The organism is Brucella pituitosa, assembly GCF_965577835.1.
GTDB lineage: Bacteria > Pseudomonadota > Alphaproteobacteria > Rhizobiales > Rhizobiaceae > Brucella > Brucella pituitosa.
Genome location: NZ_OZ264093.1, coordinates 650,035 through 664,390, shown reverse-complemented (window position 1 = coordinate 664,390; position 14,356 = coordinate 650,035). Strand labels below are relative to the sequence as shown.

The window sequence follows — 14,356 nt, the reverse complement described above, 5'->3', positions numbered from 1 at the left end:
CTTAAAACCTGAACCGGAATTGATCATGGCTCCTTGCAAAACGCTCCATATTGGTATGTCTCTCGCCCCCACCTGGCTGAGCGGTGATGGCTGGCGCCACGCAAACAGCGACATCGAAGGCGCATTCGGATCAGACTTTTATCTCGATATCGCCAGACGTGCGGAAGCAGCCAAACTCGATTTCGTATTCCGCCCCGACAGCCTGTTTCTCAACAGCCAGATCATGGAGACAACACCGGGCTTTGCCAGTCTCGACGCAACATTGCTGATGGCGACGCTTGCCCGTGAAACCTCAAAGATCGGGTTGCTCACGACCATTTCGACCACTTTCATGCCGCCATATGCTGTGGCACGACAGGTTCTGTCACTGCATCATCTGAGCAATGGACGTGCTGGCTGGAACATCGTCACAGCACTGGATGGCAATGTGAATTTCGGCCTTGATGAGATGCCGACATCGGACGAGCGCTATGCGAAAGCGGCAGAGTTTACAGAAGTCGTGCGCGCATTGTGGGAGAGCTTTCCCGGCTCAGCCCTCAAACGCGACCGGGCCAGCGGAACCTATGCAGATACGGCGCGCATTCAACCGATTGATCACAAAGGCGACTTCTTCAAGGTCAAAGGACCGCTCAACATTCCATCTCTTGAGAATGTGCCGATCCCGCTTGTGCAGGCTGGAGCCTCGCCTGCCGGGCGCAGTTTCGCTGCCTCGGTTGCCGATGCAATCTTTTCCGCAACACCGGACATCGATGTGGCCATCAATCTACGCAAAGACCTGCGCTCCCTTGCACAATCCCATGGCCGCAATGCGGATGACGTGCGCCTGCTTCCGGGTTTGAGCCTCTATCTCGCGCCCACACGCAAGGAAGCTGAAGAGCTGTTTTCCTATACCCACGCGCGTGGCGACCGCACCCGCAAGATTGTCTATATTCGAGATATGACAGGTCTTGATCTCACAGACTGGCCTGAAGATCGATTGATCCGCCCGTCCGATTTGCCACCACCGCCGGAAAAAGTTCGCAGCAAAACCCATGCCGGATTGTTGCAGCGTCTTCTGCAAAAAGAGACGCTCCGCCTTGATGATCTGCTCCGCCGACCGGAAGTTATCAGCGCGGCCCATTGGCAGATCATCGGAACGGTCGATGATGCGGTTGCCGAAATCCGCCAATGGTCTGATGCTGGAGCGATTGACGGCTTTATCACAGCACCCGGCGGCTCGACATCGTCCATGCACATCGCGCTTGACGAGCTAATGCCACGACTGAGTGAAGCTGGGCTGCTTCGATCAGACTATACTGGCAATACCTTTGCCCATCACTTAAGCGAATAGCCTATCAGGCAAAGCTGAAGTCGAGACCGATATCGAGGTTGGGCGCGCTGTGTGTCGTCCATCCCACGGAAATGAGATCGACACCACTGGCGGCGACTGCCGCAACAGTTTCAGGCGTAATCTCACCCGAGGCCTCGGCAATCGCCCGACCGTCAATGATTTTCACCGCTTCGCGCAATTGCGCGGGCGACATATTGTCAAGCAGTACTGCATCGACACCAATTGCCATTGCTTCATGCAATTGCTCCAATGTGTCGACCTCGACTTCGATCTTGACCATATGGCCTGCATTGGCTTTGGCACGCTGGATGGCTTCGCCAACGCTGCCTGCAACTGCGATATGATTGTCTTTGATGAGCACGGCATCGTAAAGCGCAAATCGATGGTTCATGCCGCCACCAGCCCGCACGGCATATTTTTGCAAGGCTCGCAGACCCGGCATGGTCTTGCGCGTACACACGATTGCGGCCTTCGTGCCCTGCACAGCCTTGACCAGATTGGCCGTTGCGGTCGCAACACCGGACATATGGCCAAGAAAATTCAGCGCGGTACGTTCAGCCGCAAGAATGCTGCCCGATGAACCGGATACGCGAGCAATCGTCGTGCCTGCTGCCAGAAAATCGCCGTCATTGACCATTCGTTCAAAGGCGACCACAGGATCGACAAGCCGAAACGCCATTTCGGCAACGTCCAGCCCGGCAATGGCGCCCGGCTGCCGCAGGCTGAAAACCATGGTCGAACGATGGTCCGAGGGCACAACCGCATTGCTGGTAATGTCACCTGCAAGTCCGAGATCCTCTAAAAGCGCGGCGCGCACCAGCGGTTCGATGAGCAATGGGGAAAGGCGTGGCAGATCCATCATGCGATCCTCGATAAAGGTTCAGGCAAAGCGATTTCGCGAGCTAGTGCGAAAGCCTGCTCGAATGTGTAAAAGCTGCGCTCGGTCGCAGCCGCTTTTCCCGGAAAATCTGTCCGCGCATGACTACCCCGAGTCTCGCATCGCTCAAATGCTGCGACACTCATTATGAGTGCCACCGCAGCTGCATCATCCGTCTGTGCAAGCGGCAGAAGCGCCGTAATTGCCGAACGTAAGCCCTCTTCATCGCGCAACAAACCCAGATGCCCGGATACAATCGATCTCACATAAGGCAGACTGGATGATGATGACTTGGCTTTCGATGCAAGCGCCAGCATGGCCGCATGTGGTTCAGATGCGATAGCTCGCCCGGCACGAAGCCCCATGACTGCGGCTTCAAGAAGCGAATTGCTCGCCAGACGATTTGCACCATGAAGGCCCGTTGAGGCAGCTTCACCAACAGCCCATAGCCCGGGAAGGCTGGTACGGCCATCGCCATCGGTAGCCACGCCCCCCATATGGTAGTGGGTGGCAGGCCTCACCGGCATCAGATCGCAAGACGGATCGATACCAAACTGCCTGCAAAGCGCATCAATGCCGGGAAACCGCTTTGCAAAGCCCTTGCCTAATGGCGCGCGTGCATCGAGAAACACTTTGTGACCTTGCACAAGCTGCTGACCAATTGTCCGCGCGACGATATCGCGCGCCGCCAATTCCTGGCCCGGAATATCCCGCATGAAGCGCTCGCCGCGATCATTGACAAGGATCGCGCCTTCACCACGCACAGCCTCGCTGATCAATGGCAATCGGGGAGCTGAAACGGCTAAGGCCGTCGGATGAAATTGCACAAATTCCATATCGGCAAGCACCGCACCGGCGCGCCCGGCAAGTGCCGCTCCCTGACCTAGATTGCCAAGCGGTGTGGTGGTTGCCTCATAGAGCCCACCTACGCCACCAGTCGCGAGCACCACAGCACGGCCTGCAATTGGTCCAATGCCTTCGAGTTCAACGCCTGCAACGCGTCCGTCTTGCTTGATAAGCCGCAGCGCGCGGGTATTTTCTTTGATTGTTATCGATTGCGTTGCTCGCACTTTGGCAGCCAGCACACGCATGATGCCCGCCCCTGTCGCATCACCATCTACATGGACAATGCGGTGACGGCTGTGAGCCGCTTCAAGACCCAGTGCATAAGACCCACCCGGCTTGCTGTCGAAGCGAACGCCATAATCTTCAAGCGTTGCAATCGCCTCCGCAGCAGCTTCAATTATATTTTTTGCAACAGCTGCGTCACAAAGACCGGCTCCTGCAGCCAATGTATCCGCCAGATGCAATGCTGGGCTGTCATCGTCACCAAGGCTTGCTGCGATGCCGCCTTGCGCCAGCGCGCTTGAACCATCGAACGCAAAGGTGCCCGCTGTCACCAGCAATACAGGATGCGGCGTAAGTGAAAGTGCCGTCATCACTCCTGCAAGGCCACTGCCAATAACAATCACAGGAGCGGCACTCATACCGCAAGCATCCGTTCGACCGCGCGGCGCGCAGGTTCGGCAATCGCCGGATCGACTGTTACCTCATGGCGATTTTCTTCAAGCGCCTGCCGAATATTGGCAAGTGTGATCCGCTTCATGTGTGGGCAGAGATTGCAGGGCCGGATGAATTCGACATCCGGATGATCGACAGCCACATTGTCGCTCATCGAGCATTCCGTGAGAAGCACCACGCGTTGCGGCTTCTTCTCGCCGACAAAATCCGACATGACAGCCGTTGACCCGGCAAAATCTGCGGCTTCCACCACTTCCGGCGGGCATTCCGGATGCGCCAGCACCATCACGCCGGGGTGGCTCTCACGCAGTTCGCGAATATCGTCAGGGGTAAAGCGCTCATGCACCTCGCAATGGCCGTGCCAGGCGAGGATTTCCACATGGGTTTCCCGCGCGATGTTCTGCGCAAGATATTCGTCAGGGATCATCAGCGCACGTGGCACGCCCAGCGATTCAACCACCTTCTTGGCGTTGCCAGATGTACAACAAATATCGGAGGCGGCCTTAACCGCAGCCGACGTATTCACATAGGTGATGATCGGCACGCCCGGATGCGCCTCGCGCAAAAGCGCCACATCTTGCGGCGTAATCGAATCTGCAAGCGAACAACCCGCGCCCATATCGGGGATCAGAACAGTCTTTTTCGGGTTAAGCAGCTTGGCCGTCTCGGCCATGAAATGGACGCCCGCGAGAACGATCACATCGGCCTCAACATCAATCGCCTTGCGGGCAAGCGCAAGACTGTCGCCAACAATATCCGCTACGCAATGAAAAATTTCCGGGGTCTGGTAATTATGCGCGAGAATAACTGCATTCCGCTTGCGCTTGAGTTCAAGGATTGCCGCGACATCGTCTTCGAACCCCATCCATTCAGCCTTAGGCAGCACCGAGGCTACGCGATCATAAAGCTTTGATACGGAAACGAATTCATTCATGGCGGCCTCCCGAGCAGCGCATAAAATCCCGCTATAGCGGAACGTCCTATTATACTCATTATGAGTATTTCATAGGTTTGAAGTTATACTCGATTCGAGTATATTGTCAATCGCGAGAGATCGGGAGCTTTGTTCCGGCGAGGTGACGCTCCGAAAGCGCACGTTCCTCGACAATCGAGTAGCGGAAACGGAACAGTTTTGCCGGACGACCGCCGGTTTCGCTGTCGCTTTCGCCGGTTTCTTCAACGAGATCCTGCTGTTCGATCAGACGGCGGAAATTCTGCTTATGCAGCCGCAATCCGGCCAACGCCTCAACGGTGCGCTGCAACTGCAAAAGCGTAAAACTGTCGGGCATCAATTCAAAAACAACGGGGCGATATTTGATCTTGGCCCGCAACCGCGCGATGGCTGTCGCAAGAATTCGGCGATGATCGGCAAACATATGGCGGCCGTTTTCTTCATCGCCCTTTCCGGCCTCGCTCACCAGACCGGCTTCATAGAGCAGTTCGTAGCGCTGAAGCACGAGATCTTCATTCCAGCGCTCGCCATTCAGTCCAAACGAGAAGGCAATGCGCCGCAAGCGCTGCGCGGTCAATTCTGCGGATGCCGCCTGATGCGACCAGACCCGCAGACCATTGCTCAAATGGCCAACAATGTCCGGCACACCCTGCCGATGGTCTTCCCATGGCAGATAGTCATACCAGCCGCGCCAGCTGGCCTGTTGACCCGCGGCATCATCCTCGCGCACGAGGCCGAGATAGCTGATTGAAATCGTGCGTTCACCCTGCCTGTGACGGTCGCGATCGGCAAATGTATAGAGCTGCTCGAGATAACCGACGGGATGTGCTGTTTCGGTCTGCACCCAGGCTCGCAGCCCAGCCTGCAACGAACGGTGCTCCGTCTCGAACGGACCAGACGGCAAGGCCTGCCCCTGACGCACGGTCATGACGCGTGGCTGTTCCCCTGTGACAGCGGTCAAAACAGCGATCAGCTCGGTATGGGCAATATCATCGGTCAACGCGGCAGCTTCTTTCTCCACTCAACATCCAGAGGCATACAGAACCCTATGAATGGTTGTGCGTTGGATAACACATAAAATCAATTTAAAAGCTTGGCATCGGCATAAGCTATCCGCCATAAAAAACGCCGCCCATTGGGCGGCGTTTCAATTGGACTAGAGCGTGATGTTTTTAAGTTGAATCGTTATCCCGCTCTAAACTTTTGCTTGAGCATGATTTTATCCGAAAACCGGTTCCCACTTTTCGGAATCATGCTCTAAAACTGTCCCGATTATGGCGTTACGTCAAAGCCAAACCACTTTTCAGAAAGCTTCTTGATCGTACCGTCAGCCTTGGCAGCTTCAATGGCTTCGTTGAACATTTTCTGAAGTTCAGGTTCATTCTTGCGGATACCAACGGCAACACCACGGCCAAGGATGCCGCCCTTGAAGTAAGGACCGGTCATGACGATGTCTTCATTGCCTGGCTTCTTGGCTGCATCCGTCAGATAAGCCAGCGAAGCAACGACCAGATCGACGCGGCCCGACTTGAGGTCAAGATCATGCTGATCGGTGGTCTTGTATTCGCGGATATCGGTTGAATCCTTGAAATACTTGTCGAGGAGCGAAAGGCCGAGCGAAGCTGTCTGAACGCCAACGGTGCGACCCTTGATTTCAGCAGCAACGTCGTCAATTGCCTTCTGGCTCGCTGCTTCATCCTTTGCGAGATAAAGCGTTTCGCCAGTGTGCGGCAGCTTGGCGAACGGGCTATCCTTCAGCGTTGCAAAGGTCTGTGGCGTCAGGCCATAGGAAACGGTGAAGTCAATCGTTTCTTCACGCTTTGGCGTAGCCGTCAGACCAGCCATGATAGCATCGAACTTGCCAGCATTGAGCGCTGGAATGATGCCGTCGAAAGGCTGCGCAACGAGCGTGCACTCAACCTTCATGCGCGCGCAGAGATCCTTGTAGAGATCGACTTCGTAACCATCCAGCGTGCCATCCGGCTTGGTGAAATTATACGGACGGAAAGCGCCTTCTGTAGCGATCGTGATCTTGGTCCACTTCTTTTCTTCTGCATGTGCAGAAGCGGTCGTGAGAACCAGCGCAGAAACGAACAGGGCTTTGAACAATCCCACAGTTTTCATTTGGGTCTTCATTTGACTTAACCTTACGCAGTTATTTGCTGACGCGCCTTTTGGCACAAATCAGCGTTGTTTAAAATAATCAGGCTGCATTTTCATGGCTGATAAACTTGCGGAAACGCTCGGATTTCGAATTTCCGAATACTTCTTCAGGCGCGCCGTCTTCTTCGACCAATCCCTGATGCACAAACACCACACGATTGGACACGTCACGGGCAAACCCTATTTCATGGGTTACGACCAGCATGGTGCGGCCTTCTTCAGCAAGGCCACGCATAACGCGCAATACTTCGCCAACCAGTTCCGGGTCGAGCGCCGATGTCGGTTCATCAAAGAGCATGACTTTCGGCTTCATGGCGAGCGCACGCGCGATGGCTGCACGCTGCTGCTGACCACCGGAAAGATGTGCCGGATAGAAATCGCGCTTGTCAGCGATACCAACCTTGGCCAGAAGTGCTTCTGCTTCTTCCACACATTCAGCGCGCGAACGGCCCTGAACATAAATCGGCGCTTCGATGATGTTTTCGAGAATGGTCTTATGTGACCAGAGATTGAAGCTCTGGAACACCATGCCAAGCTCAGATCGAATGCGCGAAACTTGCTTCTTATCGGTCGGATAGGCTTCGCCCTTCGAGTTCTTCGCCATGCGAATGGTCTCGCCGGAAACGGTTACAGTACCCGAGGTTGGAGTTTCCAGCAGATTGATGCAACGCAGGAAAGTTGACTTGCCGGAACCGGAAGAGCCGAGGATCGAGATCACTTCGCCTTCGTGTGCTTCAAGTGAAATACCCTTGAGCACCTCATTGGCGCCGAAGCTCTTGCGCAGATTTTCAACTTTGAGTGCCACCGGGGCATTGGGAGAGACGACTTTACTCACGATGTTTTTCCTTCGGTGGTGATCTTGACGACGGGCTGGCGCAGATATGGCGTCAGTTTGTATTCCGCGAACATCAGTGCGCGCGTCAGAACGAAGTTGATGGCGAGATAGATGGCACCCGCAATGACGAATACCTCAATCGCACGATAGGTTTCCGCAATCAGCTTGGCAGCGATACCGGTCACTTCCATCAGCGTAATGATGGAGGCCAGCGAGGTTGCCTTGACCATGGAGATCATTTCATTGCCATAGCCGGGCAGTGCCTGACGGATTGCCAGTGGCATGACGATACGGCGGAAGCAGGTAAAACGCGACATGCCGCAGGCTTTTGCTGCTTCGATCTGACCGCTTGGCACGGACAGAAGACCACCACGAATAATTTCGCTGGCGTAAGCCGCGTTATTCAAAGTCAGCGCAATGATCGCACACCAGTAAGGTTCACGCAGGATCGGCCACAGGAACGAATAGCGGATGGCCGGGAACTGGCTGAGACCGTAATAGATGATGAAGATCTGAACCAGAAGCGGCGTACCGCGAAACACGAATACATAGAGCCGGGCGATCCAGTCGAGAACAGCGACACCCGACAAACGCATCATGGCAAAAAGCAGTGCCAGAATAGCGCCAAATACGATCGAACTTGCAGCGAGCTGCAACGTGAGTGGCACGCCACTCAGCATCTGCATGAAAGCTTCAGAATAAAATTCGAGGTTCATTTTGCCCTCCTGACGCCACGCGAGAAGTGGCGTTCAGCTCTTTGCAGGATGGTGCCTGAGACCGATGAAATCAGCAGATACAACGCACCGGCAATGAGATAGAAATTGAACGGCAGACCGGTCGAGCCGGCACCAATCTGAGCCTGACGCAGAATATCCACGACGCCGACAACGGAGATCAGCGCGGATTCCTTCAGTGCAACCTGCCAGACATTGCCAAGGCCCGGCAGAGCGTGACGCAGCGCCAGGGGAGCAATGATCCGGCGGAACTTGAGCGCCTGTCCCATACCGCAAGCCGAAGCTGCTTCAAGCTCGCCCTTGGAAACCGCCCGGAATGCACCACGGAAAACTTCCGTGTGATGTGCGCCGCAAGAAATACCGATTGCCAGCACACCCGCTAGAAATGCCGGAAAACCAACAAAACCCTGTGCGCCGAACATGCGGCCAATCGCGGTCACAGCAGCACTGCCACCGAAATAGAACAGATAAATGACCAGTAGATCCGGAATGCCACGGATGATTGTCGTGTAACCGTCGGCAATGCCGCGCAGTGCAAGACCGCCGGAAATCTTCGCCCAAGCCGCAAAAACACCGATGATTGCACCAAGAAGAAAGCCGAGAACGGCGAGCGACACACTCACCAGTGCGGCCATCATCAGCACATGGCCCCAGCCGTCAGGCCCGAAGCTTAAGATATCGAGAAACGCCTTCATGATGCGTCAGGCCTTGTGGGGCATAAGGAAATGAACGTCATATTGTTTTCCGGGTATTTCTATTAGGCTCGGCTTCACTTATCAGAAACAGGTAAGGCAGGTTGAACATTATCGGGAATAGGATTCACAAAAACGGCGCCGTCGAGCTTCTTCTCATGATCTTTTTTGGCTTCAACGATCTGTTCGGGATTGAGGAACAGTTCGATAGCCGTACTTCCCATAATCTTTGCCGCATGTGCCATGCCTTTGTGCGCCGCAGGCAATTTGCCCTGCGCCACCATTTGCCATGAATGAAGCGGCGTACCAATTGCACAGGTTGCACCACGCATCTGCACGGTCGGAACAACCCAGCTTACACTTCCCACATCCGTCGAGCCGACGAGTGAGTTATCGCCCTTATAAGGCGCATAGACGCCTTCGCAAAGCGCAAGTTCTGCCTTTGGTTCAACACCAAAACGGCGGAACGCATCGGAAATATCTTCTTTTGATAAAGTTGCCTGAAACTGTTGTGCAGTTTTGCAGTCCTGCTCATCAAAAACCGGCGGACCAAGGCGATCGAGCTCGCGCTGCATCAGCTGTTCCAGCGTTGGATTGCCAATAAGATTGGCGTCGCCGCTGACGATGTCACTCTTGACCGAAGTTTCGGTCATCAGAGCTGCACCTTCGGCGATCTTCTTAACGCGCTCCAACAGAACCTGCATTTGCGGCAAATCGAGCGCGCGGATCAGATAGCGCACGCTGGCTTTGGCCTGCACGACATTAGGGGCAAAACCACCTGTATCAGTGACAGCATAATGAATGCGCGCCGAAGACGGCATATGCTCGCGCATATAGTTGACGCCAACATTCATCAACTCAACTGCATCGAGCGCACTGCGTCCCAGATGCGGAGCGGAAGCTGCGTGGGCGGCGCGACCCGTGAAGTTGAAATTGATTTCGTTGCAGGCCAGTGAAACCGGATCGTTTACGCCCGCAAAAGGCGCCGGATGCCAGCAGAACGCAATATCGACGTCGTCGAACAGACCTTCGCGTACCATAAAGCCCTTGGCCGACCCGCCTTCTTCAGCAGGACAGCCATAATAACGTACACGGCCCTTGATACCATTGGCAGCAAGGTAATCCTTAACCGCACTTGCTGCCAGCAAGGAGCCTGAACCAAGCAGATTGTGACCGCAGCCGTGGCCATTACCGCCCGCTTCAATCGCCTGTTCCTCAGCAACACCGGCAATCTGGCTCAACCCCGGAAGCGCATCGAACTCACCCAGAATGGCGATGACCGGACCCTCGTCGCCCGCCTCACCCATCACAGCGGTCGGCAGACCAGCAATGCCGCGCTCTACACGGAAACCTTCCGCCTGCAACATGGCTGCATGAGCGTCGCTGGACTTGTACTCTTCGTAGTTCGTTTCCGGGTTGTCCCAAACCGTATCGCTCAGTTCGAAATAGGCGGCGCTTTTCGCGTCGACAATATCCCAGATGTCGTGGTGGTTCTTCAACTTGAGGTTCACGCTCTCGGCTCAGGTTTTAACATTTTGGACGGAAGAAGCAGATCAAGGACAATAGAGAAGCCCCTCATTCTGGCTTCCGCTTTTATCGGCTTTTATGGCTGAAACAATCCGATCTGACTGCTGCCACAGAAGAGAGCGCTCCTCCCGAGCTGTACCTAGAGGTACTCTAAACTTGTGGCAACCGATATAAGTGAAATTGCTCAAAAGCCCCATCAAAATCGACATTATGGCCAGCAGGAGTTGCCGGATTGATAAGCATTTATGCAGATCCCGACAGGAAACCTCTCGCAGACAGATTTCTGCCAGGTCCCAACCAGAGGCCGCCCCGGCGAGAACCGGCACAGCCTCCGATGGGTGGGTGAGCGCTTTCGAGCTCAGCTTCATCCCTGTCTCGCGCGCAAAAGTTCAAACATTGAATTGGAAGCCATCAACCGTGAATGCTTGTCCCGTGATGAAACAAGGCTCGGAGGTCGCCAGAAAAGTCACCAGACGAGCAACATCGTCGGCACAACCAAGTCGTCCCAACGCAATACCCCTGATAACTTCATCCGCACGTTCGGTTACATTCGTATCGATCTCGGTACGAATGACGCCAGGGCAAATGGCATTCACTGCAATGTTTGGTCCCAACTCCTTGGCAAGGGAACGAGTCATACCAAGGATACCGGCCTTTGCTGCCGCATAAGCGAACTTGCTGACTGCAGCCGTCACACCACCCGAATAGGCATTGAGCGACGACATCGAAACAATTCGGCCACCGCCCTGTTTCAGCATATGTGGTGCAGTATGCTGAATATAGTTGAAGCAGCTTTTCAGATTGATCGCGATAGCCCGATCGAACTCGTCTTCCGAAATATCAAGAATGCCGACAGGTGCGGAACGCCCGGCATTGTTGAGAAGGAAATCGACGCGACCGAACGCATCTACAGTTTCGGCGACAACTTCGCCTGCCCGCTTATGACTTGAGACATCCGCAACACATCGCAGCGCACGCACACCAAGGCTTTCGATTTCGGCAGCCGTATCCGCCAGTTCCGCTTCCAGCAAATCGACCAGTGTGACGTGATAACCGGCACGCGCCAGGTCAAGAGCACAAGCCTTTCCGATGCCACGCGCGCCCCCCGTGACGATGGCAACCTTGTTTTCTGTATTCATTTCAAAACGTGCTCCTTTTGTGTTGCCATGTGATGGTATGTCTGTCACATTATTCCACAATAGGAATTTGGTTCACATATATGAACACTGAAAATAACGGCGAAGTGAAATCCGCAGTTCGGGTTCTCGAAATCCTCGAGTTCCTTGCCCGCGCCCATAAACCGGTGACGCTGAAGGCAATCGTTGCGGAGCTGGGTTATCCCAAGAGCAGCACCTTCAATCTGCTCGCCACATTGGTAGCCCGTGCCTATGTCGTTCGCGACGACACAGAATCCTATAAAATCCACGAGACTTTCAGGAACGGCCCTGGCTGGTGCAGCGGTAGTGACGCCTATCTGATTGCCACCGCTCAGCCGATTATGGATGCCATGCGCGACAGTGAAGGGGAAACCGTGTTTCTCGGCACGCGCCGCAAGGATGGCCGGGTCAAGCTTCTGGCAAAAAGCGCCAGTCATCAGGTTGTGCGTTTTGATTCCGATCTCACTGGCTCAGACCCTGCTTATTGTACGGCGATGGGACGTATTCTCCTCGCGCACTGGCAACCGGAGAAGACGGCAAGCTATCTAGCAAAAGAGCGCATCATCCCTTTGACCGACAAGACCGTGATCGATCGCGTGCAAATCCGCCGTATCATCGATGCGGCTCGCGAAAACGGTTACGCGGTTTGCGACGAAGAGGCAGTCATCGGCGGCTCAGGTGTCGCAGCACCAGTCTTTGATTCAAGCGGCGAAGTTATCGCAACACTCAATATGGCGACGATTTCATCGCGCTTTACCGCCTGCCGTCAGCGCATGATCGACGCGGTGGTCAAACATGCCGCCGAATTGAGCGCGCGCCTCGGACACAAACCATCCACAACAGACAAGCAGTAAAATGGATATTCATTTCAAAGAAAAAAGAGTCCTGGTCACCGGGGCCGCAAGGGGAATTGGCCGTGCAATATGCGAAGCATTTGCTGCCGATGGCGCACATGTGACGGCAACAGATGTTCTTGACGATGAACTGGCAAGCCTTGTGAGCGAAGCGCATCCTGCACGCGGCGGGTCGATCCACGCGATTCATCTCGATGTAACGGATGAGACAGCAATTGCGGAACTGGCCACAGAAGCCGAGACCGAAGGCGGTTTCGATGTATTCGTCCACGTGGCTGGTGGTGTTCTGGGTCAGAAAAAGCGCCCACTTGAAGAGGTGCCAGCAGCAGACTGGGATCGCATCTACGACATCAATGTGCGCGGTGCATTTCTCGTTGCGCGCGCCATCGTTCCGGCCATGAAAAGCCGTGGTACAGGCAAAATGGTCTTCATTTCCAGCGGCGCCGGTCTGGGCGTAAGCCTCACCGGAATTCAGGCCTATGCCAGCGCCAAGTCAGCGCTCATCAGCCTCGCCCGTCAGCTTGGTCATGAGCTCGGCCCATTCGGCATCAATGTGAATGCTGTGGCACCGGGCTTTCTGCGCACGAGCCCAGATTATGAGCGTCAGTGGGCGTCCTATGGAGAAGACGGCCAAGCCGCCATGCTCAACGAAATTCCACTGCGCCGGATCGGATTGCCGGAAGATATCTCGAATGCCGTGCTGTTCCTCGCGTCCCCTTACGCGAGCTGGATCACCGGCCAGACCTTGTCGGTCAGTGGAGGGCCAACAACATGACAACCGAAACACCCGTTCCAACATGGACATGGCCGGAAGAACGGCTGCAAACGATCATGAACCGTGCGCGCGCCGGACGCAGCCTGAAGCCATCTGCCTGGCCGGAAGGTGCCAAATGTGCGGTTGGTCTGTCGTTTGATTCCGACCATGATACGTTTGAATTGCGGGACGGCGGCCGCTCTATTTCGGCCCTTTCGCAAGGCCAGTTCGGACCAAGACAAGGCATTCCGCGCATTCGTGAATTGCTGCGTAACAACAGCATCCCCGCTACATTCTTTGTGCCAGCAGTTTCGGCGATCCATTATCCCGAAGAACAGCGCGCCCTGATAGGTGAAGGACATGAGATTGCTCTTCACGGCTGGATTCATGAGCGCAATACTCTGCTTGATGGCGATACCGAGCGCGATCTTCAGCATCGTTCCGCCGATGCGTTGGAAAAGATTACCGGCGTGCGGCCTGTCGGCATCCGGACACCCTCATGGGACTTCAGCGACAACACGCTGCAAATCACAGCCGAGATGGGCCTGATTTATGACTCATCCCTTATGGCCGATGTCGACTGCTACGAGCTTCTGCTGAACGGCGAACCCTGCGGCGTAACCGAGCTGCCTGTCGAATGGATTCGCGACGATGCCGCTTATCTGGTGATGGATCGTTGGGGTGGTCTGCGCCCACAAATTGCGCCACACGATATTCTGCAGATCTTCGTCCGCGAGTTTGATGCGGCCTATGAAGAAGGCGGAGTTTTCCAGCTGACCATGCACCCTGACATTATCGGTCACCGCTCCCGCATCTGGATACTCAAAGAGCTAATTGGCCACATTCGTCAACACAAGGATATCTGGTTCGCAACTCATGCGGACATTGCGCGTTATGCAACGTTAAACGGCTGATAAGATTATATTTTTCTTATCACAACATTGCACCTGGTTCGGGATT

General features: G+C 54.9%; 14 protein-coding genes. 4 read left to right on the top strand and 10 right to left on the bottom strand.

Going from position 1 to position 14,356, the window contains the following annotated elements; all coding sequences use genetic code 11:
- The first annotated feature begins 25 nt into the window (after positions 1 to 25).
- Positions 26 to 1,330, top strand: coding sequence for an NtaA/DmoA family FMN-dependent monooxygenase (locus ACSME1_RS14305; RefSeq protein ID WP_024897602.1), 1,305 nt, complete (start codon positions 26 to 28; stop codon positions 1,328 to 1,330).
- A gap of 4 nt (positions 1,331 to 1,334) precedes the next feature.
- Here ACSME1_RS14305 and nadC read toward each other — a convergent pair whose 3' ends face one another.
- From nadC to ACSME1_RS14255, 10 genes are all read right to left on the bottom strand, one after another.
- Positions 1,335 to 2,189, bottom strand: a complete 855-nt coding sequence (gene nadC, locus ACSME1_RS14300; RefSeq protein WP_024897601.1) for a carboxylating nicotinate-nucleotide diphosphorylase — start codon at positions 2,187 to 2,189, stop codon at positions 1,335 to 1,337.
- Positions 2,189 to 3,694, bottom strand: coding sequence for an L-aspartate oxidase (locus ACSME1_RS14295; RefSeq protein WP_024897600.1), 1,506 nt, complete (start codon positions 3,692 to 3,694; stop codon positions 2,189 to 2,191). The genes nadC and ACSME1_RS14295 overlap by 1 nt, the downstream gene beginning before the upstream one ends.
- Entirely contained in the window at positions 3,691 to 4,662 is a 972-nt protein-coding gene (gene nadA / locus ACSME1_RS14290) for a quinolinate synthase NadA (protein ID WP_024897599.1), read from the bottom strand. The genes ACSME1_RS14295 and nadA overlap by 4 nt, the downstream gene beginning before the upstream one ends.
- 106 nt (positions 4,663 to 4,768) lie before the next feature.
- The gene (locus ACSME1_RS14285; RefSeq protein ID WP_024897598.1) at positions 4,769 to 5,680 is read right to left on the bottom strand and encodes an NUDIX hydrolase; all 912 of its coding nucleotides are present in this window, start codon (positions 5,678 to 5,680) and stop codon (positions 4,769 to 4,771) included.
- Between the two features lie 272 nt (positions 5,681 to 5,952).
- Positions 5,953 to 6,804: a transporter substrate-binding domain-containing protein gene (locus ACSME1_RS14280; RefSeq protein ID WP_024897597.1), complete on the bottom strand. Its 852-nt coding sequence runs from the start codon at positions 6,802 to 6,804 to the stop codon at positions 5,953 to 5,955.
- Between the two features lie 79 nt (positions 6,805 to 6,883).
- A complete protein-coding gene (locus tag ACSME1_RS14275; protein WP_435655415.1) occupies positions 6,884 to 7,678 on the bottom strand; it encodes an ABC transporter ATP-binding protein in 795 nt (264 codons plus the stop codon).
- Positions 7,675 to 8,394 carry an ABC transporter permease gene (locus ACSME1_RS14270; RefSeq protein WP_024897595.1) on the bottom strand — a complete coding sequence of 240 codons (720 nt, stop codon included), beginning with the start codon at positions 8,392 to 8,394 and terminating at the stop codon, positions 7,675 to 7,677. Before ACSME1_RS14270 ends, ACSME1_RS14275 begins: the two co-directional genes overlap by 4 nt.
- Positions 8,391 to 9,107, bottom strand: coding sequence for an ABC transporter permease (locus tag ACSME1_RS14265; protein WP_024897594.1), 717 nt, complete (start codon positions 9,105 to 9,107; stop codon positions 8,391 to 8,393). The genes ACSME1_RS14270 and ACSME1_RS14265 overlap by 4 nt, the downstream gene beginning before the upstream one ends.
- Positions 9,108 to 9,181: 74 nt before the next feature.
- Positions 9,182 to 10,615 (bottom strand): M20 family metallopeptidase, encoded by a 1,434-nt coding sequence (locus ACSME1_RS14260; RefSeq protein WP_084486802.1) that lies wholly within the window; start codon positions 10,613 to 10,615, stop codon positions 9,182 to 9,184.
- A gap of 405 nt (positions 10,616 to 11,020) precedes the next feature.
- Positions 11,021 to 11,770, bottom strand: a complete 750-nt coding sequence (locus tag ACSME1_RS14255) for an SDR family NAD(P)-dependent oxidoreductase (protein WP_024897591.1) — start codon at positions 11,768 to 11,770, stop codon at positions 11,021 to 11,023.
- 80 nt (positions 11,771 to 11,850) lie between these two features.
- Between ACSME1_RS14255 and ACSME1_RS14250 the strand changes: the two genes are divergently transcribed.
- Genes ACSME1_RS14250 through ACSME1_RS14240 form a run of 3 tightly spaced genes read left to right on the top strand, consistent with a single transcriptional unit; the run spans position 11,851 to position 14,310 of the window.
- A complete protein-coding gene (locus ACSME1_RS14250; protein WP_024897590.1) occupies positions 11,851 to 12,642 on the top strand; it encodes an IclR family transcriptional regulator in 792 nt (263 codons plus the stop codon).
- 1 nt (position 12,643) lies between these two features.
- The gene (locus tag ACSME1_RS14245; RefSeq protein WP_435655414.1) at positions 12,644 to 13,417 is read left to right on the top strand and encodes an SDR family NAD(P)-dependent oxidoreductase; all 774 of its coding nucleotides are present in this window, start codon (positions 12,644 to 12,646) and stop codon (positions 13,415 to 13,417) included.
- Complete coding sequence (locus tag ACSME1_RS14240; protein ID WP_024897588.1) at positions 13,414 to 14,310, top strand: polysaccharide deacetylase family protein; 897 nt, start codon at positions 13,414 to 13,416, stop codon at positions 14,308 to 14,310. The genes ACSME1_RS14245 and ACSME1_RS14240 overlap by 4 nt, the downstream gene beginning before the upstream one ends.
- The last annotated feature ends 46 nt before the right edge of the window (positions 14,311 to 14,356 follow it).